The sequence below is a fragment of the Paenibacillus sp. JCM 18996 genome, from assembly GCF_055392555.1.
Window position 1 is genome coordinate 3,462,210 of sequence record NZ_AP043884.1, and the last position, 23,119, is coordinate 3,485,328.

Genomic DNA, 23,119 nt, shown 5'->3' on the forward strand with positions numbered 1-23,119 from the left:
CACCATGGGGGACGGCGCCGGCGTCGGTCCGGAGATCATTATGAAGGCTTTGAGCGATAAGGCCATTTATGATAACTGCCGTCCGTTTGTGATCGGGGATTTTAAAATCCTGGAGAGGGCAGGACAGGTGGTTGGAAGCGGCCTTCAGGTAAGCACAATCTCCGAGCCCGCGGATCTGGAATTTGTACCGGGGAAAGTGGAGTGTCTGGATTTAAATTTACTCCCTGCGGATCTTCCGTTCGGACAAGTTTCCGCCGCAGCGGGACACGCAGCTTTCATGTATTTAAAAAAAGCGATTGAGCTTGCAAACGAAGGTAAAATTGATGCCATATGCACGGCCCCGTTAAATAAAGAAGCTCTGCACAAAGGCGGACACCTGTACCCTGGGCATACGGAAATTTTAGCGGAATTGACAGGGACCACAGACTTCTCTATGATGCTGTCTGCTCCTAATTTGAAGGTTATTCATGTGACAACACATGTGGGCATTATTGATGCTGTGAAAATGATTAATCCCGATCGGGTTTATAAAGTGATCAGCCTGGCCCATGAAACTTTGGAAAAGGCGGGTTATCCTTCGCCCCGCATCGCTGTATGCGGCATTAACCCTCATGCAGGCGAGAACGGCCTGTTTGGTTATGGTGAAGAGGAAGAAAAGATTATCCCTGCGGTTGAGAAAGCTGAGCGGGAGGGAATTCGCGTGGTTGGCCCGCTGCCCGCCGATACTTTGTTTTACCGTACCAGAAGAGGCGATTTCGATATCGTGGTTGCCATGTACCATGATCAAGGGCATGCGCCGGTCAAAGTATTAGGACTGGAGGCCGGCGTTAATATCACAGTGGGCCTTCCCATTATCAGAACCAGTGTCGACCACGGGACGGCATTTGACATTGCCGGCAAAGGGATTGCGGATGATCAAAGCATAAAGGAAGCTTTGCGCCAAGCTGTAGAGCTGGCTCCTAAACGATAAGTATCCGCTCCATGCAGTGCTTCGCGTAATCCTGTATATTCGATCACAATATCAATACCTCTTTTCATTGTGGCAGGGAAGAACGCTTGAAACGCGCCTCCAATGCCGCCTGCAGCCCCTGCTCCCGGTAAATCTGGAGACGAATGCCTATGGGACAAGGCGCCTGAGCTTCTTGCTCAAAGCGCGGAGCAAGTGATGCGGACATTTTGCAAGCGTTGACAAAAAGGATTTATATTAGAGGGGGACATCATTATGCAATTAAAAAAAGCCATTGAAAAAGTACCGGGAGGAATGATGGTTATCCCGCTGTTATTTGGGGCATTGATCAACACGTTCTTCCCGAATACAGCCGATTTTTTTGGATCGTTCACAGGGGCCTTGTTTAAAGGGGCGTTACCGATATTAGCCGTCTTTTTCTTTTGCATTGGTACGACGATAAATTTTAAAGCAACCCCTTACATTGTAAAGAAAGGAGGGGCTCTGCTTCTGACGAAAATAGGGATAGCGGCCATAGCCGGCATCATCGCCACCCAATTGATCGGACATGATCCAGGCACGACGGTACTCGGCGGATTATCCGTATTAGCTATTGTCGCCGCGATGAATGATACCAACGGCGGACTTTATATGGCCCTGATCGGACAGTTCGGCAAAAAGGAAGATGCGGGGGCATACTCGCTCATGAGCCTGGAATCCGGTCCGTTCCTGACCATGGTTACTTTGGGAATCGCCGGTCTTTCTTCTTTTCCGTGGCAAACGATGGTAGGGGCCATTCTTCCTTTGCTTGCCGGAATGGTTGCCGGAAACCTGGATAAAGAATTTCGCGAGCTGTTCAGTAAAGCGGTGCCGGCTGTAATTCCTTTTTTCGCCTTTGGATTGGGCGCAGGGCTTGATTTTAAAAAAGTGGCACAAGCCAGCTTCACGGGTCTTTTCTTGGGGATTGGCGTGGTCGTGGTTACAGGAACGGCGCTGTTTATCGTTGATAAATTAACGGGCGGAAACGGAATTTCCGGATTGGCTGCCGCCACTACTGCCGGCAATGCCGCAGCGGTTCCGGCCGCTGTAGCCGCGGCCAACCCGGTATATAAGGAAGTCGCTTCTTCTGCAACGATTATGGTTGCTGCCAGCGTCATTGTAACCGCTGTTGTGGTACCCTTCGTGGTAGCCTGGTATGCAAAACGGCTCGATGCTAAACAGGGAACCAGAACCAGCTTAATAACGAAGGAAACCAGCGTTTAGAAGGAGAGATCAATAATGAAAACGACCTTATTGTACGGAAAAGGAGTTCTTCCAATCGAAGTCCCGGATCATTCCGTGATCATCGAACCGTATCATTTAAATGGTTTACAAGAAGAGAAACAAGCGGTTCAGGAGGCTTTAAGGAACCCCATCGGCCTGCCGCCTTTGCGGGAGATGGTACAATCTACGGACAAAGTGGCCATTGTCATCAGTGACATTACACGCCCAACCCCTAATCATAAGCTCGTTCCATGGATTATCGAGGAACTAACTCACGTACCCGCAGAAAATTTTGTTGTGATTAACGGTACGGGAACACACCGTGATCAGACAAAAGAGGAATTCGTTCATATGTTGGGTGAGTGGGTTGTTGATAATTTCCGGGTAATTAACCATCATTGTCACAATAAAGATGAACTGGTGAATGTAGGGCACAGCCAATTTGGCTGTGATGTATATTTAAACAAGGAATATGTTGAAGCAGATTTCAGGATTGTAACAGGTTTTATAGAGCCTCACTTTTTTGCGGGTTTTTCGGGCGGTCCGAAAGGAATTATGCCGGGGATTGCAGGGATTGAGACCATCTTGACCTTTCATAATGCCAGAATGATCGGTGATCCCTTGTCGACATGGGGGAACATGGTGGACAATCCCTTGCAAGAAATGACCCGCGAAATTAATCGGCTGTGCAAGCCTCACTTCATGCTGAACGTTACTTTAAATAAATCGAAGGAGATTACGCAAGTTTTTGCAGGCGAGTTATTTGAAGCCCATGATCAAGGCTGTGCTTTCACCAAAGAGCATGCCATGATTCCGGTGGAAGAGCGATTTGATGTCGTCATTACTTCTAATTCCGGGTATCCGTTGGACCAGAATCTTTACCAGGCTGTAAAAGGGATGAGCGCGGCCCATAAGATTGTAAAAGAAGGCGGAGTCATTGTCTGTGCTTCCGAATGTTCTGACGGAATTCCTGACCATGGCAACTATGCGGAGATTTTACAGATGAGAAAAACACCTCATGAGATTCTCGAGATGATCAACAATCCTGCCTTTCAAAAGTTCGACCAATGGCAAGTACAGAAACAGGCGGTCATTCAGGTCTGGGCAGATGTATATCTTTATTCCTCCTTACCGGATGAAGAAGTTGTAAAAGCTATGTTATGGCCAATCCATAATATCGAGGCCGCTTTAGAGCAATTCAAAGAGAAGTACGGGAACGATATGACAGTGGCGGTTTTGCCTTTGGGTCCTTTTGACAATACCTTATGTTAAAGGAGAATAATAACTGAATCCGATAACGAAGAGATTTTCCATGGATACATAACGCCAACGCTAAAGAAAGAGTGATTGCCGTCTATGCGGATATGGTCGCTCAGTCCGGTTTACCGGCCTGCCGGATGATTAGCCTGGAGATCCAACGGTCAGGTGCTGCTTTCTTTACAAAATAAGAAAACCTCTTATGGAGTCTACTCGACGGCCCTTGGCGGGGCCGTTTTTTTAACGTTAAACCTCCCATCGACGCAAATGTCAGCTAAGCTGTTGTCTAGCATTTTCGCTTCCCAACAAAAAAGATATTATTCTAGCCGGCTTTGTACCTCGATTTTTGAAGGAGTGAGATTGTGTTGAGGGAAAACAGATGGATTGGCCTTGCTCCAGGTGTACTTCTTGTCCGTTAATAACTACCGCTACCGAGCCCTCCATCAGGTAATGCAGTTCGCTTCCTTCATGAGAGTGAGGACGAAACTTCGAATTTGGCTCCAAAATAAAGAGGAATGATTCTATGCGATTGGCATTAGCAATCCGGTAGAAATCGACTCCGGGATAGGAAGGGATTTCATGCAAAACATGCGATGAATGTATGGGTTGAATTTTTTGTTCAAAGCAGATGTTCACTTTTCCTAATGAATGGTTTATAAAAAATTTCTGCGCATGGTTTTTTTTAGCATGCCATACGGCGTGAATCGATAGTAGGCCGAAGATGATCCAATTGGCGAGATAGGACCAGGTTAACGACCATCCTAAGTGATAACTCATGAAACCTGCAATAACCATACAATATTCTACTATGATTCCTCCAATAGTCCACATTAATGTGTAGAAAAACCATTTTTTAGCGGTATTAGGCAAAAACAGAACATAGAAACAGGCGATGACCGGGTAAACTCCGAAATCATCAAGAAGCTCAATCATCATCGGTTTCATATGGGTGTAAGGATCGGAATATTGCCATAACGGATAATAATGGACAACAGTATCTGACGCTAAACTCATTATCATGGCCAAAAAGGCGGTAGGATATATATTTGTAAATTTGTCTTTGCGAAAAAAAATGAAAAACACTGTCCAGGACAGCAGGAGTACGGCGATAAAAAACAAATGGACTCACCTCCGCTTCGATAACATTTGCAAACAATATACTACCCCGGAAACATCATAAAATACACTGAAAAAATTGTCTGACGAGTTATGTGCGCTTTGGTTTTCGTAAAAAAAACAGGTGCCATCTTAAATAGAGTAGTCCCAAAAAATAGAACGGCACCGAGTACCACAATTTCCAGCCTTTATAAACAATGTAGCCGGTGAGAACAGATAGATACTCCAAAAAAATGGAGAAGAGTACGGCTCCGATTAAATAAAAAATGAAATACAGCTTCCTTTCCGGCATAAAATTCAGAAAAATAATTACAAATGCGGGTGCCAGAGCCGCCTCAAGGGCAAGATATTTGAAATTTATCGACGGGTCGACAAAATCATACAGATCGATAATGTGACCGAAAGAAAGGTCGGTATATATCGTTAATGCAGCCATCCAGCCCCAAGTAATATATATTTCTCGCCCGGTCAAATGCTTAGGCATCAACCAAGCGATGACGAGTGCGATTGCCAATGAAGTATAAGCGAACACGTATCCCATTATGTTCCACCTCCAGTGATTTATATTATCCCATAATTTTTTCTTATGATTCGTCCCAAATATGACACGATTGAAATAGGACAGCGGTTAAAAGGTTTTTGCCGGGATCAACAAACAATTACTTATGAAACCGGTTATTAATCCTCAATTGCAGCGGCAACCGCATTGTGGAAGCAGTCCCGCAGACGGACAACCGATTTGCCGCGTCCAAAATGAACCCGGTTTGTCAGCAGAACCACGAATACCCCGGTTTCCGGGTCTATCCATAAGCTGGTGCCGGTAAAGCCGGTGTGACCGTAAGAGAGCGGGGACGACCAATCGCCGGACGAATCCCAGGGGTCTCCTTTGAGAACCCAGCCCAGTCCGCGGTTTGCGTTCAGATGAGCTGTGTGAGTCCGGGCTGCGGTCGCAGCGGATGAAGAAGAAAGCAGTATCCCATCATGATACCGTCCCCGGTTTAACCACATCGCCGCATAAATGGACAAATCGGCCGCAGTGGAAAACAGTCCCGCGTGGCCGCTGATACCGCCCATAGCTGCCGTGTTTTCGTCGTGCACATCGCCCCAGCGGAAGCTGCCGTCCATGAATTCCGTCGCGGCGATTCGCGGTTTGAGCGCTTCCGCCGGACAGTAAGTGCTGTCGCGCATGCCGAGCGGTTCGAAGATATGCTTCCGGGCAGCGGTGTCAAGGGGGATACCGAATAGCAGGGAAACGATTTCACCCAGCGTAATGAAATTCAGATCGCTGTATACGCAGCCTGTTCCGGGACTGAATGTCAGAGCTTCATTCCAGACCGCCGCTTTTATTTCCTCCGGCGTCCAGCCATGCGAATGCATGTCTTTGGAAGAAGGCAGGCCGGATGTGTGGGTCAGCAAGTGCTTCAGGGTCACTTCGGACTTGCCGTTCGCGGCAAAAGCCGGAACATATCTGCGCACCGGATCGTTCAGGCGCATTTCGCCCCGGTCGATAAGCTGCAGAATCAAAGGCAGAGTGACCACCACTTTGGTCAAGGAAGCGCAGTCATAGATCGTATTAAGCTGCACGGGATAATTGGCGAAGCCAGTGGCGATCGAGAGCCCGGCTTTGTGCGTTGCTACGATTTTGCCGTTTCTGCCGACAAAAGCGACGCCTCCCGGAATTTCCCCTCTTTCCGTTTCCCGGTCAAGCAGAAGGAAAGCGGTCTGCAGCTGTTTTCCATTCATCCGTTCTTTCTCGGGAGAGGAATATACCAGCTCCTTGTGCAGATCCTTATCCGATTTTTGTTCCACCTCAGTTCCCCCTTTAAGATCCTTTGCAAGTTCGAGTATAGGCCAGCCGATCATTTTCTGCAATTGGACAAGTTAAAGTTTAAAAAAATTGATTTATTGATACTTTATTTTTATATCGATATAATTCGAAGTGTAAGAGGATAATTAACAATATTTGGGTACGGACTAAGGCAGAAAAAAGCGGGGAACGACATGGACTTTATCATTGGGGTAGACGGAGGCGGAACGAAGACGGAAGCGGCCGCATTCGGCATGGACGGCCAGCTGCTGGGCAGGGTCCAGGGCGGCGCCTCGAATCCGCACGCTGTTAGTTATGAACAAGCGATCCCAAACCTGACGGCTGTGCTTGATGCTCTGTTGGCTCAACCGGGCCTTAGCCCCTCCCGCTGTAAAGCCGTTTGTTTGGGGTTGGCGGGGGTCGACAGCGATGAAGAGCGCACGCCGTTCCAATTGGCACTTGCCAATTACGCGCGAGAAAAAGGCAGCTCCTTTCAGCTGCTGATGAAAAACGACGCCGAGATCGCGCTTATGGCGGCGACCGGACAAAAGCACGGCATTATCGTGATTTCCGGAACCGGGGCCATTGTGTACGGCATAACGCAGCAGGGTGAGCGGCACCGCATCGGCGGTTGGGGGCACATCCTCGGCGACCCAGGAAGCGGATACGAAATCGGCCTGCATACGCTGCAAACCGTTATGAAAAGCTACGACGGCATGCTGCCGAAGACGCTGCTCACCGAGATGATCCTGGAGAAGCACGGTTTCCAGAGCCCTGTCTCACTTAGGGATTATATCTACGGTCCGGCGGTAAAAAAGCAGCATATTGCCGAATATGCGGAAATCTGCATCCGCGGCGCGGAAATAGGGGATGCATTGGCGTCGGGCCTGATACGCGATGCAGCTTCCAGGCTCGCGGCCATGTGTTCGGCGATGCAAAAGAAGGAGACTTCGTTCGCAGACACGAGCATCGGAGTGACCGGATCGATTTTCAAAAATTCACCTTTGTATCTGGAAACTTTTGAAAGCCAGGTTCTGAGCCAATCCAATGCCCCGGTTGTATTATCCCGGCAATCTCCCGTATTCGGGGCGGGGCAGTTTGCACTGCAATTCCTACAAGAAAGCTAAACCCGAACGAATGGAGGTTATTTATGGAATCGTCAATCAACAGCCTTGTCACTGAACAGCGAAACCCGAACACCGTCAATATCGACCAAAAATCGGCAATCGAGATCGTCTCCTTAATTAATGCGGAAGACCGTAAAATCGCCGGTGCGGTTCAATCGATCATTCCTGAAATCGCCGCAGCGGCCGAACTGATCACGGCTTCGCTCAAGCAGGGAGGCAGGCTGTTTTTTATGGGGGCGGGGACGAGCGGCAGGCTTGGCATTTTGGAGGCTTCCGAGTGCCCTCCGACGTTTGGAATAAGCCCGGAGTTCGTACAGGCAATTATGGCCGGAGGCTATGGGGCTGTCCACAAGGCCGTGGAAGGCGCGGAGGATAACGAACAAATGGGCGCGGCAGACATCGACCGGTCGGGCCTCCGCCCACAGGATGTTTTGGTTGGAATATGCGCAAGCGGCCGCACCCCGTATGTGATCGGCGGTATGAAGCGGGCCCGGCAGCTTGGCGCAAAAGCGATCGGCCTGGCCAACAACCCCAATTCGCCGATGAGAGAGCACGCTTCCATTATGCTTGAGGCGGTAGCAGGTCCAGAGGTCATCACCGGGTCAACACGGATGAAGGCGGGCACTGCGCAAAAAATGGTCCTCAATATGCTGACGACAACCTGCTTCATTCAACTTGGCAAAGTATACGACAATCTAATGGTGGATCTTCAACCGACGAATGAGAAGCTGGTAACGCGCGCCAAAAGGCTCATCCGATTGGCCACCGGCGCAGACGACGAAGTTGTGGACCGGACCTTTGACTCAGCGGAGGGCCAGGTGAAGACGGCGATTGTGATGATTATGGCAGGCGTGGACAGGGAGCGGGCCAGCGCGCTGCTGGAGCAGTCGGGCGGATATATCCGCAAAGCGCTGGCGATGCGCAAGAACAAAATAAAGTAAACATTACAGGAGGTTTACCTAATGTTCAAGTATAGTTTTGATGCACTCGTTTATTACGGAGAAGACATTGCTACAAGCATTAAGAGATTATCCGGATTCGGTTACGACGCCATTGAGCTTGTGGGTGAACCGCAATATTACAATCCGAAGGAAGTTCGCGATCTGGTAAATAGTCATGGCATTCAGGTATCCTCGATTTGCTCGATTTACAACGCAGAACGAGACTTGGCTCATCCTGACGCTAACATGCGGAAGAAAGCGGTTGAATATGTAAAAAGAATCGCTGATATGTCGGCGGAAGTGGATGCACCGGTTATGATTGTAGCCCCGGCGGCCAACATGAGAATCAAAGAACTCGGCAATGTGGAAGACGAATGGAAATGGGCAGTGGAAAGCATTCGTGAGGGCGCGGAATATGCGGCAAAGTTAAACGTTAACCTGTGTATCGAAGCATGGAACCGCTATGAAACTTACATGTTGAACCGTCTCGATCAATGTGTCGAAATGATGAAGGAAGTTGATTTGCCTAACGTAGGGATTATGGGAGATACGTTCCATATGAATATTGAAGAAGCAAATAACGCAAATGCTATACGCAATAGTGGAAACGCTTTAATCCATATTCACTTCGCTGATAACAACCGGGCAGCACCAGGTGTGGGACAAACGGACTTCGTTCCTGTGCTTAGGGCTTTAAAGGAGATTAACTATCAGGGATACGTGACATTCGAAATCCTGCCGGCTTCGGCAGACCCGTTCAGTGTTATGCATAAAGGTGGAGGCAAAGATTTTTTCGAAGATTATACCCAGAGATCGATAGAGTACATTAAATCTATTGAAAAATCCCTTTAATCCAAGAGGCGCTTATGAATTTAGTAAAATTGATTTGAGAATCAAAACAAACGGAGTTGCGAGGTTTCGCAGCTCCGTTTTTCTTAGGCAAAATTATACTAACGTGACGGAAATGCCTTTGTTTGTCAAAAAACCGATTTCTTCTTTTGGCGCAGAATAATCGGTGATGATATGACCGATTTCATCAATGCTGCAGACAAAATAAGTATTGATGACACCGAATTTGCTGCTGTCCGTTACCAAGACTGTTTTATTGGCGTTTTCAATCATCTTCTGTTTGATTCGGGCTGCCGTAAAATAAGGATCGGTTATTCCCTGTTTCATATTGATTCCGGATGTTCCTATAAAACTTATGTTAGCTCGAAAAGATGAAATCATTTTTTCCGCCATCGGGCCGACAATGCTGTCCGGATTCACTTCGCCTAAAGTCCCCCCGCAAATGATAACTGAAAGATCTTTTCTATTAATGAATTTATTGGCGATTGTAATATTGTTCGTGACAATCGTAATATTCGAGAAGGCAGTGAGCCGATCGGCAATTTGAAGGTTTGTTGACCCCGAATCCATGAATATAGTATCACCTTCTTTTATTAAAGCGGCAGCGGCTTCTGCAATTCTGGTTTTCTCCTCTACAAACCGGTCTTTCGTCTTTTCTTGCTCATTGTAGCCCGCTTTTTGTTCATTACGAATAATAGCCCCGCCATTAACGCGTATGATCGACTCTGAATTCTCAAGCTCCGTCAAATCACGCCGGATGGTGGCTGGAGAAACGTTTAATTCCTGACAAAGTTCATCAATTTTCATAAAAGGTTTTACTGTTAAAAGTCGAATGATTTCCCGGGGCCTATTTTTCACTGTTTTTTTTCCATTCCTTCTTTATACGTAATCAGTTCTCATATTCATTGTATTTCAATTTTTGATTAATATCAATCATAAAAATATACTTTTTTGATTCAATTTACTCAAAATTAATTTGTAATTGATACAAAGTTAACAATTGAATCGTAGTATTGAGGATAAGGAAATGATTAAATCTAATCATATGGAGCACAAACAAAAAACAATGGGGAGGACTTATTTTGAAACACAATCTTAAAAAGTGTGTCTCGGTTTTTACAATGACAACATTATTGTTGGCTGCATGCAGCGGTAAACCTGAAGCCCAGAATGCCGGCGCAGGCAAACAAGGACATGCTCCCGAACAGGTAAAAGGGCTCGTCAGGTATGATCCGCCGGTTGAACTAACTACGGTCAGGTCTACGGAATCGAACATCAAATTTGCCCCGGGCGAATCCATGGATAAAAACGCCGTATATGACAGTTATGAAAAAGACCTGGGAATTAAATTGAAAAACAACTGGGTTGTAGACTCAAACCAGTACAATTCCAAGATTGATCTCAGCATCGCTTCGGGCGACATTCCCGACTTCTTCAAAGTTTCACAATTACAATTGAAGAAATTGGTCGATGCCGATCTCGTTATGGATATGACGGATCTATTTGACAAGAACGTTTCGGATGAAGCCAAGAAATTTTTCTCCGTAAACAGGCAGCTGGATTCGGCCAAATTTAACGGCAAGCTTATGGCGATCCCGTTCACGGACAGCCCGACCAACTATTCCTCCTACTTATGGGTGCGCAAGGATTGGATGGACAAGCTGCATCTGCCTGAACCAAAAACGATGCAGGATGTATTAAAGATTGCCGATGCCTTCAGCAAACAGAATCCCGGCGGGGCTGACAAATCCTATGGGCTCGCGGCAACGAAAAGCCTTTATGGAGATGCATACGGTTTAACCGGATTTTTTAACGGTTACCATGCGTATCCGAGCCATTGGATTAAAGACCAATCCGGAAAGCTTGTTTACGGCAGTGTCCAGCCGGAAATGAAAACAGCTTTGAAGCAGCTGCAGGATATGTATAAAGCGGGACAGATCGATCCGGAGTTTGGTGTGAAAGATCCCGACAAAGAGAACGAACTGGTAACCGGCAATAAGATCGGCATGGCTTACGGCTTGTTCTGGCTGGCGTCATACCCGCTGAAGTCGGCGGCAGTGAAGGACGGGAAGCTGGTACAGGATTGGGCGGTATATCCGATCGCATCTGTTGATGACAAGCCAGCAATGACACAAGTTGGATTAGGAGTCAGCAGTTATTATGTCATTTCCAAGAAGGCTAAAAATCCTGAGGCGATCTTTGAAATTCTGAACAAATACGCTCAGCCGGAAAAAGATAAAGATAAGATTTATCAACTAGGCGTACCTAACAGCGATTATTATTGGAAGCTGAATCCGATAATTCTCTACCGTCCTGATTTGAATGTAAAATCCGGCGAGGTGCTTCCGAATGCGTTAAACACTAAAGATACCTCCAAGCTCACGGACATCCAGGATGCAATAAAGCTTTATGATGAAAGCCAAAAGTACCTTAATGGAGACACAAAATACTGGAACAGCTGGATGAAGTCGAGGGCCGGCGGATCATTGGAAATCATGAGCCAGTATGACAAACAAAATCGCTACCTGCCAAGTGAATTTTACACTACTCCAACACCGACGATGTCTGATAAACAGTCCACTTTGGATGCGAAGGAGCAGGAAGTATTTACAAAGATTATAACGAATCAAGCTTCGGTCGATGATTTCGACAAGTTTGTGGTCGATTGGAAAAGCCTTGGCGGGGATGCGATTACCAAAGAAGTGAATGAGTGGTATTCCAAGAAGGATAAGAAATAGTCAGGCATGAGAAATTCGGGGGAGAACGGTTTCCCCCTTTTTTCACCAGGCTTAGAGAAGGGGGATTGAACCGTGTTGGATAAGAGAGCGGAGAACAGGTTGACATTATCTCGTCCTTTTGCCAGGGTGAGCAAAGCTGCCATTCGTTTGAAGCCCGGCTCCAAATGGGCGAGGGAATGGCCTTTACACTTAATGATCCTGCCGGGTTTGCTGTTAATTATTGTCTATCATTATGTGCCGATGTTTGGAGTCGTCATTGCATTCGAAAAATTCATTCCATCAAAGGGTATATTCGGCTCGCAGTGGGTTGGATTGGACAATTTTAAGTACTTAATGATGCTGCCGGATACGGGCCGTATTCTTTATAACACGGTCTATATCGCAGTAATGAAAATGATTGCCGGATTTATTGCGCCCATTATTACCGCCCTGCTTCTGAATGAAGTAAGAAACGCTATATTCAAGCGCACCTGCCAAACACTGATTTATTTGCCGCACTTCCTGTCTTGGGTTATTCTGGGCGGGATCCTCATCGATATCCTTTCCCCTTCCTCGGGACTTGTTAATCAAATGCTGAAGGGATTCGGCATTCAACCGATCTTTTTTCTCGGGGACAACAAATGGTTTCCCTCTGTTCTCGTCATTTCGGAGGTATGGAAGGAATTCGGCTTCAGCACAATCGTTTATTTGGCGGCGCTAACCGGCATTAATCCGGCGCTTTATGAAGCTGCCGAGATTGACGGGGCCGGGCGTTGGAAGCAAACTTGGAACATTACTTTACCGGGCATAATACCGATCATTATTTTGCTTGGCACATTGAGTTTGGGAAACGTATTGAACGCAGGTTTCGACCAAGTGTTCAATTTATATAATCCGCAAGTATATCAGAGTGGGGATATTCTCGATACATTCATCTATCGGCTGGGACTTCAGCAGTTTCAATACGGCGTGGCTACCGCTGTCGGACTGTTTAAATCCCTGGTCTCTCTCGTTTTTATTTCGGTCTCTTATGTGCTGGCCTACCGGTTTGCCAACTACAGAATATTTTAGGAGAGGTGAAATAAACTTGGTTTACCAAATGTCTCTGGGCAGAAGATTGTTCCTTGCCTTCAATTATGCTTTCCTGGCTTTGCTTTCGCTGCTTTGTATCGTTCCTCTTCTGCATATTCTTTCCATTTCCCTCAGCTCGTCCTCTGCTGCCGCTTCCGGCGCAGTTAAATTGTGGCCCGTTGAGTTTTCGGCCGCATCCTATCAGCACGTTTTGAGCATGAATCAATTTTTGGCGTCATTTGCGGTTTCCATCGAAAGGGTGCTGCTTGGCACTTCGCTTAACCTGGTTTTGACGATGTTGATTGCCTACCCGCTGTCTAAGGAGCAGAAGGATTTCGGCTGGAGGACGATTTACGTTTGGGTTTTCGTGTTAACCATGTTATTTAGCGGCGGTCTTATTCCATGGTATATGACGATTAAAGCAACCGGTTTGCTCGATACTATCTGGGCCCTGGTGCTGCCGGGCGCGGTACCGGTGTTTAATGTAATCCTGCTGCTTAATTTTTTTCGGGACTTGCCGAAGGAGTTGGAAGAATCTGCGAAGATGGACGGGGCCGGCCACTTTGTAACGCTTTGGAAAATTTTTGTACCGTTATCTTTGCCCGCTTTGGCAACCATTACGCTGTTCAGTATGGTCGGCCATTGGAACAGCTGGTTTGACGGGTTAATTCTCATGAACCGCCCTGAGCATTGGCCTCTGCAAAGTTTTCTGCAAACATTGGTAATCCAGGTCGATCCGCGCTTTCTGACGGAAGACGATGTGCAGAAGCTGCAGTTGATTTCCAACCGGACCATCCACTCCGCAGAAATCTTTGTTGCGGCCTTGCCGATTTTGCTGGTATACCCGTTTTTGCAAAGGTTTTTCATTAAAGGGATCACTTTAGGCAGCGTGAAGGGATAACAATCTACAGAAGAGGTGATCAGTTTGGCTGAGCTATTATTTTTGGGAACGAGTGCCGGAATACCTACTGAGAATCGCCATACTACCGGTATGGCCATTAAGAAGGCCGGCCGGCTTTATTTAATAGATTGCGGCGGTCCGGTAAGTTCGCAGTTAAAAAAGATGGGAGAAGACCCCAGGGATACTGAGGCAGTTTTTTTGACGCATTGGCATCCGGACCATGCAAGCGGTCTGCCTATGCTGATACAGGATTTGCAGTTGACGGGCAGAAAGAAGAGCCTAACGATCTACGGTCCGAAAGGAACGGACAGAAAAGTGAGGTTGCTGCAAACTATCTTTTTCATTCCGCCTGAGATTTACCCATTTGAATTGACGACAAAAGAATACGATGAAGATACCATCTTTAGCGATGATTTTATCGATATCCGTTTTTTCAAAACGAGACATCTGTCCCAAGAGTACTGGAAGCAGCTCGACGAAAAACATAACTATGAAATCGAACCGGTCGCTTATGGCTTGGTTGTCCGGATGGACGGCAAAAAAATCGTTCTAAGCGGCGACTTGTTGAATTCTGATGATTTGATTTCTGTTTTGCCGGGGGCTGATTTGGTTGTTCACGAGTTCGGACATATCAAACCGGATCTACTGCGCAATTTTGCCAAGGACTATAAAATACCGAAACTGCTCATTAACCATGTTCACCATGAATGGGACACCCGCGATCAGGAGTTGAAAGAGACGGTTTCAGCCGATTTCCCGGGAGAAGTTCAGGTAGCGCATGATTTATGGAGATTTCCATTATAAAAAGAAGGTGGCAAGATGGATATGAATTATCAAACCCAAGTAACGTTTTTGGGCACAACGTCTGCTCTACCCGACGTTGGAAGCGACACGGCAAGTTTTCTGATTAATGACCGTTACCTTGTGGACACCGGTTGGTCGTCAGTCGGAAATTTGCGCAATCTGGGCGTAGATCCTGCGCAAATCGAGTATCTCTTGTTTACGCATATGCACCATGACCATTATTTGTCATTGCCGTCCCTTTTATTTTATTTTCTGTGTGTCAGAAAACCGCTCAAGGAATTGAAGATCATCGGGCCGGTTGACGATGTGGAACGGGTAGTGAAGCTGGCCATGAATTTTCTGCAGACAGACACGTTTTATGAAAATTGCGATTTTCCGACGATCATTCCGCTGACCCCAGGGGATTCCTGCGAAGATGAACATTTTAGTGTTACAACATGTTCAACTAAACATCCCGTACAGGGGTTGTGCTATCGTTTTACAGATAAAAGAACGAATAAATTCTTCTCGTTTACCGGTGATACGGCCTACCATCCGCCGATTATCGAACATGTGAAGGGAAGTCCGCTGCTTATTCATGAAGCTGCAATGGGACCTTCTGCCGTCGACCAAGCGGATAACCTTTATTTACATTCAGGCGCAAAAGATGCGGCCGAGATCGCCAAGTCGGCCGATGTCGGCAAACTGCTGCTCGTGCACGGTTCCCGCACCAGGGCGGAAGCGTGTGTGGAAGCGGCTCGAGGCATTTTTGCGAAGGAAGTTGAATGGCCAAGGGATGGGCAAGTTTATGTCCTTTAGGTAATGGTTCGCTGAAAGCATGATTATGGGGGAATCCTTATTCAAACCATTCAAAGTTGAAAGGGTGAGACGTTTGGGCAGGCAGCTATCCAATGAGGGATTGATGTTTAGCAGATATCAAGTTTTGGGCGAGGAAACAACTACGGATACGGACCTTTCGGAGATAGCCGTTGAGATTGCAGCTGCGAATGATGGCCAATCTTTGCCGGCACGAGTCGTAGTGACGGCGAGCGATGGGAGTCACCCTGACGGGGCCGGAAACGGTGTTTATGCCGATGGGCGATTTTTTGTAGAAAGCAAATTTACCGTTATTCTGCCACCAGGTCACACTGAGATTCTCATAAGTTGCGGTCCCAACTATATCCCGCTTACCATTTCTACTGATGCTGCAGCAGGGAAAAAGCTTTATCTGCATGCCTTCCTCTATCGCTGGTTCTCTCCGGAGGAGAGAGGATGGTACGGTGGCGACAACCATGTACATTCACAGCATGACCTAACGGCAAAAATGAAAACCGGGCTTGCTTACACTGCGCTGCAAGGGAGAGCGAACGGACTTAGCTACATTACGGAAGCAGGCTCCCATGTTTCTTATGAGAACATTGATCAATTAAGCGATGATCGTTTTCTACTCAAATACGCTCCGGAGTTGGGCAGTGTCTGCTATACGGGTCACTTCATTACGCCTGGCATTTCGGAGCGGATCTCCGGAGAGCGGATGGCAGATATTTCGAAAAGGCCTTTGCCCGGTCAGGCCATTGCCGAAGCTGTGCATGAAAAGGGTGGTGTGGTGATGTACACTCATCCGCTCACCCCGCCTCATCAACTTCACTGGATGGGGGCTGCCGGGGCTTTTTCAGATGCCGTTTTAGGCCGATGCGCAGATGCGTTCGACGTTGATGCGACAGCAACCGAACTCTTCTGGTTTGCTATCTTGAACTTGGGCAATAAGGTGGCGTGCACCAGTTACACGGATAGTACGCTTGAACGTCTCCAAACGTTAACCCCCGGTGACCGAAGAGTTTATAGTTATGCTCAAGAATTCAGTTACCATGCAATTGTGGAATCCATACGGCGGGGGAATACTTTTTCCACTAATGGAGGCCCCGTATTTTCCTTCTTTACAATTGATAACCGCCCACCCGGAGATACGATCATGCTGCAAGAGGATGGCATCTACACCGCCCATTCCGAAATTCACAGCTTGTACCCGCTCAAGAAAGCCGAACTCTACCGGCGGGGTAATGCGGTTGCAGCATTTGATGTAACAGGCAGGGAAGGGGAGGTACACCTTACCCATTCATTCCGTGAATCGGAAAACAGTTGGTATCTGCTAAGAGTGGAAGACGTGCGGGGCCATTGGTGCATTACAAGTCCAATTTATTTTGAACCGGAACAAGCTGCAGACCGACCGTTCGCTTCCGCGATAATATTCGAAATCAGCAACCACTCCCGGTTTGTTGATCTAAGGAAAGAGTTCTTCGCACATATCATCGTCACTGTCTCTCCAGACGATCCGATAACGGAGGTTAAATTGATTAAGGATGGAGAAGCGGTTCAGAGCTTTACACCGGGTATGAAAAACGAGCTGCCGTCAGGAAAAATACCTGTTACGGAATTTGAGAAAGACAGTGAATACTCTCTAGGTTGGATCTGGCACCCAGAGTTGGATCGTAAATTTCATTTTCAGGCGGACTACCCGGTCACCGAAAGCGGTTGGTACTCGGTATGTGTATTGACGTTTAAGGGAGTGACACTCAAATCCGACGAGGTTCATTTTGACAGCACCAATGGATTCAGCAAAGAACTGTCGGTTGCCCATCTGTCAGGGAAAGACAGCACATTTGTACTGTGGGGTTATGGCGAAGAAATGCCTTTGGATGAAATCAAAGAACCCTATGAGGATCGTTGGTGGTATCCAAACAATGCGGGTTGGCGAATCGGCGCTGCATTCGGACAGGAGATATACGAGCTGCAAGGGGAACATCCTTACAAAGTCTCCGATACCAGCGCGGATCTTCACCCTAAACTCTTAAGCCTGTTTAAATCATCCAATATGTAAGGTGCGAACTGCGGTACAGAGTTGAAAACCATCTTAAGGAGGAAAAATAACCATGTTAGTAGATCTGCATATGCATTCCAACCACTCACGATGCGCCGATCCTGCAAATACCGTTGAAGCCATGGTGCAAGCAGCAGCTAAAGCAGGTGTGGATGGCATCGGTATAACCGACCACCTTCATCCGCATATTGATCCTGCCATATTTAAAAATAATCGCGAACAGTTAGCGGCTGTTAACGATGTGGATATCAAGGTTTGGGTCGGTGTGGAGCTGGATGTGATGACACTGGAGGGAGATCTGACGGGAAATCCTGAGATTTATCGGTCTCTTGACTATGTAATGGCGGGAGTTCATCATTATCACCTGGATTGGGTAGAAGGTCCGGACCTGTCCAAACCGCCAACCGACATTCTCTATTTTGCACAGAAAAATCTCCTGAATACCATCCGCAATCCATGGGTGAACGCAATTGGTCATCCGTGGGTCGGCGTGTTTAAAGTTTACAAGTTTGGCTACGATCTTTTAAAGCCGGAATGGATAGAGGAAGCGGGGATTGAAGCACGGAATAACCAGACAGCTCTTGAAGTACCGGCATGGGCCCTGTTCAAGGACGGAGAGGTAGACGAGGATTACTTGAATGCCATCGTCCGTCCACTGATTAAGGCAGGGTGCCCTATTATGACTGGGACAGATTCCCACCATCTTGAGAATATCGGCCGCCGTATCGATCAGATGACCCGTATTCTGCTGGAAGAGGGAGCGACGCAGGATCAACTGTGGTCGCCTCTTCATCTTGCTTCTCTTAAAGCATCGAGAGGGATGTAAAAGGAAGTAAATGCCGATAAATGTTCAGAAGCTGCTCAAACCCGAGTGGCTTCTTTTTTTTTCTTTATCTGTCTGTGCCCTATTGAAACATCAAATAAAATTCGTATATTTTATAGATTTACCTTATTTTTATAGAACTGGAAATATCATAGTATTATTACAAGCACTAGTAAATTGCGGTCAAACATTTTGAAAAAACGGAGGTGATTGTGTGAAAAAAACTGCCGATGAAGAAGCGAAGGAACTCGCCCGGACGCTTTACCGTTACGACAGCATCGCCATAGACAGGGTTCCAACGATACAAGATGTCGGTGAACAAGAAATCCGCTTTTATAAAGACCAAGGGTATCTCATTATTGAAAATGTTTTGACGAAAGAGGAAATTGGGCAGGCCCTGAGTGAGATCGACGATATTATACATGGACGGCTCAAGGGGCCTAGAGTACAAATCGTGAAACCCTTGGAAGAAATCAAGACTCCCGAAGAAAGGGTGTTTGCAACCAGGAAGGTATACGATTTTGTGGGCTATGCTCCTGCCATGACAGCAATTGCGAACCACAGCGGTATTCTGGGCGTTGCGGAAAAGCTGCTTGAGGACAAACCGAGACTTGTCGGAAACCAGGGACTTTTGAAGCCGCCGTTTGGCGGGACGGAAAAACCCTGGCACCAGGATATGGCTTACGGGGGGTTGTTTTTCAAAAAGCAAATATTGGGAGTATGGATTGCTTTGGACGAAGCTGGTCTCGATAACGGATGCATGCACATTATTCCGAAAACGCACAGGGACGGGGGCACACCCCACTATGCGTTACGGGATTGGCAAATCTGTGACAGCAATGTTGTCGTAGAACGCGACGTGGCCGTACCTTTGAAACCTGGAGCCATTCTGATTTTTTCCGGACTGCTTCACCACGGGACACCTCCGAATTTTTCCTCCAGAAGACGCCAGGCCATACAACTGCGGTTTGCACCGGATTCGTCCGTATTGATGAGTAAAGAGGAATTCAAATTGATGTTTACCAATGAGATGACGGATGCCGAGTGCTGAACAAATGATAAGCGGTATCCATGTCTCGATAATAGTTTACGGGAGGGTTCAATGAAAAAGAAAAGCGCTATGTTCGTCCTAACCTTCACCCTCGCTTTCACAGCAGTACTTTCCGCGTGCACCGATACGAAGAAGAGCGGCGATGGGACGGGAGACTCGGGGAAGCAAAAAAGCGGAGATCCTGCAACGGCAAAAGATTACACACTGCCCATTGTGTCTGACGGCTCCGTGGAATTAAGCTATGGAACTGCGGACAACTATTATGCCCCGAAAAGTCTCACGCAAGGTTTGCCGGTGTGGCAGGAAATCGAGAAGAAAACAGGTGTAAAGATGAAATGGGACGTTACCCCTTCGTCGCAATATCAAAACACCATGAAGATTCGGCTCGCTGCAGCCAAAAATCTGCCTGACATCATCAGCATTCCGGAAGCTGATCCGGTGAGGCTAGCGTCGACCGGGCTGATTATACCGATGGACGATCTCATTAAAAATTATGCTCCGAATATCAGAAACTTTTTTAAGCAGTTCCCCGAGCTCGAGAAAAGCATGAAAACACCGGACGGAAAAATTTACGCTTTATCCTCCGTAGTAACCGGAGCGGGCTACGCCGATCCTTATGGTTTATTAATCAGGCAGGACTGGTTGGAGAAACTGGGCTTATCGGAACCAAAGACGCTGGATGACTGGTACAAAGTGTTGAAAGCTTTCAAAGAAAAAGATCCGAACGGCAACGGTAAAAACGACGAAATTCCTTTTTCTCCCCGGGATAATCTGAGAGGTGTAGGACTGTTCGGCAGCGCCTTAGGGCTGCATTTGTTTTACAGCGAAGGCTATTATCCGGACGATAAAGGGAAAATTCAATATGAATGGATGGATGAGCGGGCACATCAACTAATTATTTGGCTGAACAAATTATACAAAGAGGGCCTTATCGATCCGCAGTTTATGACGAACACCGGCGAGCAAATAGACTCCAACATCACCAGAAACCTGGTAGGATTGTCAAACCATTTTATTAACAACACTAACCGATTCAATGCGGCGCAAAAACAAGCGGGCGTACCTGGCGCAAATTGGCAAATTACTCTGCCGCCTTCAGGTGACGGACAAAAGGGATTTTATGAGAAATACGGTCCCATCAGCGGCTGGCATGCGATTACGAAGGATTCCAAGCATCCGGAAATCGCTATGAAATGGCTGGATTACACCTACGCAAATGAAGAAGGCGCCCGCGCGGTTGCATTTGGTATCGAAGGAAAGAGCTATACGATGGTAAACGGAAAACCGGAGTTCACCGATTGGGTAGCCCACAATCCCGATGGTCTTTCGTTTAACGAAGCGCTCAGATCGCTGGGAGCGATGCCGACCACCGCATGGATCCGAAGCCACGAAGGCCCGCTCTCTTATCAGCCTGTGGCTACGCTAAAGCTTGATCCGCCTCTGGCGAAGCAGGCTGAAAAAGTGAAATCCTACTTGATCGATTCATCGCAATACCTGCTCGGCCTTCCCACGCTTGATGAGTCCGAGGAAGTGGCGCGTATAATGACGGACATAACGACTTATCGGGATGAAACCTTAGCCAAATTCATTACAGGCCAGGCTCCGATCGACTGGAACCAATTTACGGGCAGGCTGAAATCGATGGGAATTGAGCAGATCGTCAAAAGTAAACAGAATCAGTATGACAGGATGAAAAAGTAATCGTTAAGTGGAGGTGAATACAATTAGCACTGAGTTAAATGTCACCGCCGAAATGGCCGTCCCGCCTAAACGAGCCAACGTTTTTCAAAAATTTTTCAAAAATGTTTCAAGAGATAAACAGCTGCTGCTCATCATATTACCTGTGGTTGTCTATTACATTATTTTCCATTATATCCCTATGTACGGGGTCATTATCGCCTTCAAAAAGTTCCAGCCGTTAAAAGGGATCCTCGGAAGCACATGGGTAGGCTTTAAATATTTCGAACAATTCTTCAACTCGATCTATTTTTGGCGGTTATTGAAAAACACCCTGCTTTTAAGCATAAACTCGTTGTTCTGGGGATTTCCGGTGCCTATTATTTTTGCTCTTTTATTAAATGAGCTCAAGGAGCGATTTTTCAAGCGGTTCGTCCAAACCGTCAGCTATTTGCCGCATTTTATCTCGCTCGTTGTCGTGACCGGGATGATCGTCACTTTCACGTCGCCTCTGGATGGAGTGATCAATGTCATTCTTCAGGCATTTGGTTTTCAGCCGATCAATTTTTTGAATGAACCGGGATGGTTCAGGACGATTTATGTGTCTTCCGGCATCTGGCAGGGTTTTGGCTGGGGCTCGATTATTTATCTGGCCGCCATCGCAGGCATTAATCCGCAGCTGTACGAAGCCGCCGAGGTGGACGGTGCACAAAGATGGCATAAAATACGGCACATTACAATTCCGGGTATCATGCCCACGATTATTATCCTGTTCATATTGAATATCGGCCAGCTCATGGACGTCGGATTCGAGAAAGTATTGCTGCTATACAGCCCCGCTACTTACGATACGTCGGATGTGATCGGTACTTTTGTTTATCGAAGAGGGATCATGAATTCGGAATACAGCTACGCTGCCGCAATCGGCCTCTTTAATAACTTGATTAACGTCGTTTTTTTGGTCTCGGCGAATTATATAAGCAGAAAAGTATCCGAAACATCTTTGTGGTAGAAGGGGGGGCGCGCGAGTGGCAGCAATAAAAAGGTCGGCGGGAGAAAGAATCGTTGACGGACTTATCGTGGCTTTTATGTGCTTGGTGATAGCACTAACGTTATATCCTTTTATTTATGTATTCAGCATGTCGATCAGCAACCCGATCTATGTCATAGACCGGTCGGTCTGGCTGTATCCTAAAGGCTTTTCTTTGAAGGCGTATGAAAAAGTGTTTGAAAACCCCGATATTTGGACTGCGTATTTCAATACGGTTTTTTACACTGTGGTGGGCACTTCATTGAATATAGTCATGACGATTCTCGGCGCCTATCCGCTGTCCCGTAAATCGTTTTTCGCACGGAAGCAGTTTATGTTGTTTATTATCGTTACGATGTTTTTCAGCGGCGGGCTCATTCCCATGTTCCTGCTGATCCAGAATCTCGGAATCTACAACACAAGATGGGCTGTGATCCTGCCGGGTTTAGTCAGCACGTTTCTGATCATCATTACCCGCACTTTCTTCCAGTCGATTCCCGAAAGCCTGCATGAATCAGCCAAATTGGACGGCGCCGGTGAATTAAGGACATTGACAACTATTGTGATCCCTTTATCGATGCCGATTATTGCAGTTTTGTCCTTATTTTACGCCGTGGGACACTGGAACAGCTTCCTGCCTGCCATGATGTATTTGCCTGACGCGAAGCTTCAGCCGCTTTCGTTATACCTGGTGAAGGTGCTTATCCAAAATTCGGGTACGATGCTCGAGGGAATGGTGGACCAGTACGACCGGGCCATGTTTACCGTCCAACTGAAGTTTTCCATGATTATCGTAGCGGTTTTGCCCATTCTGGCCGTTTATCCTTTTTTGCAAAAATACTTTGTCAAAGGCGTAATGATCGGTTCATTGAAAGAATAAGA

Annotated in this window: 21 protein-coding genes and 1 pseudogene; 17 read left to right on the forward strand and 5 right to left on the reverse strand. The window is 47.1% G+C overall.

Going from position 1 to position 23,119, the window contains the following annotated elements; genetic code table 11:
- The first annotated feature begins 4 nt into the window (after nucleotides 1-4).
- The gene (pdxA, locus tag ACZ5N7_RS17105) at nucleotides 5-970 is read left to right on the forward strand and encodes a 4-hydroxythreonine-4-phosphate dehydrogenase PdxA (RefSeq protein WP_464659328.1); all 966 of its coding nucleotides are present in this window, start codon (nucleotides 5-7) and stop codon (nucleotides 968-970) included.
- Here the strand turns inward: pdxA and ACZ5N7_RS17110 are convergent.
- Nucleotides 916-1,128, reverse strand: a complete 213-nt coding sequence (locus ACZ5N7_RS17110) for a glycerate kinase (protein ID WP_464655824.1) — start codon at nucleotides 1,126-1,128, stop codon at nucleotides 916-918. The two genes, pdxA and ACZ5N7_RS17110, sit on opposite strands and share 55 nt — an antisense overlap.
- Nucleotides 1,129-1,222: 94 nt before the next feature.
- Between ACZ5N7_RS17110 and ACZ5N7_RS17115 the strand changes: the two genes are divergently transcribed.
- Complete coding sequence (locus tag ACZ5N7_RS17115) at nucleotides 1,223-2,209, forward strand: 2-keto-3-deoxygluconate permease (protein WP_464655825.1); 987 nt, start codon at nucleotides 1,223-1,225, stop codon at nucleotides 2,207-2,209.
- 15 nt (nucleotides 2,210-2,224) lie between these two features.
- Nucleotides 2,225-3,491: pseudogene (gene larA, locus ACZ5N7_RS17120) on the forward strand (nickel-dependent lactate racemase).
- Between the two features lie 245 nt (nucleotides 3,492-3,736).
- Here the strand turns inward: larA and ACZ5N7_RS17125 are convergent.
- The 3 genes from ACZ5N7_RS17125 to ACZ5N7_RS17135 form a co-directional block, all read right to left on the reverse strand.
- Complete coding sequence (locus ACZ5N7_RS17125; RefSeq protein WP_464655826.1) at nucleotides 3,737-4,585, reverse strand: CBO0543 family protein; 849 nt, start codon at nucleotides 4,583-4,585, stop codon at nucleotides 3,737-3,739.
- A gap of 88 nt (nucleotides 4,586-4,673) precedes the next feature.
- Nucleotides 4,674-5,123 (reverse strand): hypothetical protein, encoded by a 450-nt coding sequence (locus ACZ5N7_RS17130; RefSeq protein WP_464655827.1) that lies wholly within the window; start codon nucleotides 5,121-5,123, stop codon nucleotides 4,674-4,676.
- Nucleotides 5,124-5,260: 137 nt separating this feature from the next.
- Nucleotides 5,261-6,391 (reverse strand): serine hydrolase domain-containing protein, encoded by a 1,131-nt coding sequence (locus ACZ5N7_RS17135; protein ID WP_464655828.1) that lies wholly within the window; start codon nucleotides 6,389-6,391, stop codon nucleotides 5,261-5,263.
- A gap of 192 nt (nucleotides 6,392-6,583) precedes the next feature.
- Between ACZ5N7_RS17135 and ACZ5N7_RS17140 the strand changes: the two genes are divergently transcribed.
- The 3 genes from ACZ5N7_RS17140 to ACZ5N7_RS17150 are packed head-to-tail and all read left to right on the forward strand — an operon-like array spanning nucleotide 6,584 to nucleotide 9,309.
- The gene (locus ACZ5N7_RS17140) at nucleotides 6,584-7,516 is read left to right on the forward strand and encodes a BadF/BadG/BcrA/BcrD ATPase family protein (RefSeq protein ID WP_464655829.1); all 933 of its coding nucleotides are present in this window, start codon (nucleotides 6,584-6,586) and stop codon (nucleotides 7,514-7,516) included.
- Nucleotides 7,517-7,539: 23 nt separating this feature from the next.
- The gene (murQ, locus tag ACZ5N7_RS17145; protein ID WP_464655830.1) at nucleotides 7,540-8,457 is read left to right on the forward strand and encodes an N-acetylmuramic acid 6-phosphate etherase; all 918 of its coding nucleotides are present in this window, start codon (nucleotides 7,540-7,542) and stop codon (nucleotides 8,455-8,457) included.
- Between the two features lie 21 nt (nucleotides 8,458-8,478).
- On the forward strand, nucleotides 8,479-9,309 hold the full coding sequence (locus tag ACZ5N7_RS17150) for a TIM barrel protein (protein WP_464655831.1): 831 nt from the start codon (nucleotides 8,479-8,481) through the stop codon (nucleotides 9,307-9,309).
- Between the two features lie 93 nt (nucleotides 9,310-9,402).
- On the opposite strand, the gene ACZ5N7_RS17155 is transcribed toward ACZ5N7_RS17150, so the two are convergent.
- A complete protein-coding gene (locus tag ACZ5N7_RS17155) occupies nucleotides 9,403-10,164 on the reverse strand; it encodes a DeoR/GlpR family DNA-binding transcription regulator (protein WP_464655832.1) in 762 nt (253 codons plus the stop codon).
- Nucleotides 10,165-10,388: 224 nt separating this feature from the next.
- Between ACZ5N7_RS17155 and ACZ5N7_RS17160 the strand changes: the two genes are divergently transcribed.
- The 11 genes from ACZ5N7_RS17160 to ACZ5N7_RS17210 all read left to right on the forward strand — a co-directional run bounded on the left by ACZ5N7_RS17160 (nucleotide 10,389) and on the right by ACZ5N7_RS17210 (nucleotide 23,117).
- The gene (locus tag ACZ5N7_RS17160) at nucleotides 10,389-12,044 is read left to right on the forward strand and encodes an extracellular solute-binding protein (protein WP_464655833.1); all 1,656 of its coding nucleotides are present in this window, start codon (nucleotides 10,389-10,391) and stop codon (nucleotides 12,042-12,044) included.
- A 72-nt stretch (nucleotides 12,045-12,116) separates the two neighbouring features.
- The gene (locus ACZ5N7_RS17165; protein ID WP_464655834.1) at nucleotides 12,117-13,094 is read left to right on the forward strand and encodes an ABC transporter permease; all 978 of its coding nucleotides are present in this window, start codon (nucleotides 12,117-12,119) and stop codon (nucleotides 13,092-13,094) included.
- A gap of 16 nt (nucleotides 13,095-13,110) precedes the next feature.
- Nucleotides 13,111-13,995 (forward strand): carbohydrate ABC transporter permease, encoded by an 885-nt coding sequence (locus tag ACZ5N7_RS17170; protein ID WP_464655835.1) that lies wholly within the window; start codon nucleotides 13,111-13,113, stop codon nucleotides 13,993-13,995.
- Nucleotides 13,996-14,010: 15 nt separating this feature from the next.
- Entirely contained in the window at nucleotides 14,011-14,799 is a 789-nt protein-coding gene (locus tag ACZ5N7_RS17175) for an MBL fold metallo-hydrolase (RefSeq protein WP_464655836.1), read from the forward strand.
- 21 nt (nucleotides 14,800-14,820) lie between these two features.
- The gene (locus ACZ5N7_RS17180) at nucleotides 14,821-15,597 is read left to right on the forward strand and encodes an MBL fold metallo-hydrolase (protein WP_464655837.1); all 777 of its coding nucleotides are present in this window, start codon (nucleotides 14,821-14,823) and stop codon (nucleotides 15,595-15,597) included.
- Between the two features lie 103 nt (nucleotides 15,598-15,700).
- Complete coding sequence (locus ACZ5N7_RS17185) at nucleotides 15,701-17,656, forward strand: CehA/McbA family metallohydrolase (protein ID WP_464655838.1); 1,956 nt, start codon at nucleotides 15,701-15,703, stop codon at nucleotides 17,654-17,656.
- Between the two features lie 52 nt (nucleotides 17,657-17,708).
- The gene (locus tag ACZ5N7_RS17190; RefSeq protein ID WP_464655839.1) at nucleotides 17,709-18,482 is read left to right on the forward strand and encodes a PHP domain-containing protein; all 774 of its coding nucleotides are present in this window, start codon (nucleotides 17,709-17,711) and stop codon (nucleotides 18,480-18,482) included.
- A 211-nt stretch (nucleotides 18,483-18,693) separates the two neighbouring features.
- Nucleotides 18,694-19,530 carry a phytanoyl-CoA dioxygenase family protein gene (locus ACZ5N7_RS17195; RefSeq protein ID WP_464655840.1) on the forward strand — a complete coding sequence of 279 codons (837 nt, stop codon included), beginning with the start codon at nucleotides 18,694-18,696 and terminating at the stop codon, nucleotides 19,528-19,530.
- Between the two features lie 51 nt (nucleotides 19,531-19,581).
- Complete coding sequence (locus ACZ5N7_RS17200) at nucleotides 19,582-21,231, forward strand: extracellular solute-binding protein (RefSeq protein WP_464655841.1); 1,650 nt, start codon at nucleotides 19,582-19,584, stop codon at nucleotides 21,229-21,231.
- A 52-nt stretch (nucleotides 21,232-21,283) separates the two neighbouring features.
- Nucleotides 21,284-22,219, forward strand: a complete 936-nt coding sequence (locus ACZ5N7_RS17205; RefSeq protein ID WP_464659329.1) for an ABC transporter permease — start codon at nucleotides 21,284-21,286, stop codon at nucleotides 22,217-22,219.
- A 16-nt stretch (nucleotides 22,220-22,235) separates the two neighbouring features.
- Nucleotides 22,236-23,117, forward strand: coding sequence for a carbohydrate ABC transporter permease (locus ACZ5N7_RS17210; RefSeq protein ID WP_464655842.1), 882 nt, complete (start codon nucleotides 22,236-22,238; stop codon nucleotides 23,115-23,117).
- The last annotated feature ends 2 nt before the right edge of the window (nucleotides 23,118-23,119 follow it).

Coding starts and splice junctions, on each gene's coding strand:
- ACZ5N7_RS17150 (WP_464655831.1), top strand. CDS start 8,479: ATGTTCAAGTATAGTTTTGATGCACTCGTTTATTACGGAGAAGACATT.
- ACZ5N7_RS17185 (WP_464655838.1), top strand. CDS start 15,701: ATGTTTAGCAGATATCAAGTTTTGGGCGAGGAAACAACTACGGATACG.
- ACZ5N7_RS17205 (WP_464659329.1), top strand. CDS start 21,284: ATGGCCGTCCCGCCTAAACGAGCCAACGTTTTTCAAAAATTTTTCAAA.
- ACZ5N7_RS17200 (WP_464655841.1), top strand. CDS start 19,582: ATGAAAAAGAAAAGCGCTATGTTCGTCCTAACCTTCACCCTCGCTTTC.
- pdxA (WP_464659328.1), top strand. CDS start 5: ATGGGGGACGGCGCCGGCGTCGGTCCGGAGATCATTATGAAGGCTTTG.
- ACZ5N7_RS17180 (WP_464655837.1), top strand. CDS start 14,821: ATGAATTATCAAACCCAAGTAACGTTTTTGGGCACAACGTCTGCTCTA.
- ACZ5N7_RS17190 (WP_464655839.1), top strand. CDS start 17,709: ATGTTAGTAGATCTGCATATGCATTCCAACCACTCACGATGCGCCGAT.
- ACZ5N7_RS17140 (WP_464655829.1), top strand. CDS start 6,584: ATGGACTTTATCATTGGGGTAGACGGAGGCGGAACGAAGACGGAAGCG.
- ACZ5N7_RS17130 (WP_464655827.1), bottom strand. CDS start 5,123: ATGGGATACGTGTTCGCTTATACTTCATTGGCAATCGCACTCGTCATC.
- murQ (WP_464655830.1), top strand. CDS start 7,540: ATGGAATCGTCAATCAACAGCCTTGTCACTGAACAGCGAAACCCGAAC.
- ACZ5N7_RS17115 (WP_464655825.1), top strand. CDS start 1,223: ATGCAATTAAAAAAAGCCATTGAAAAAGTACCGGGAGGAATGATGGTT.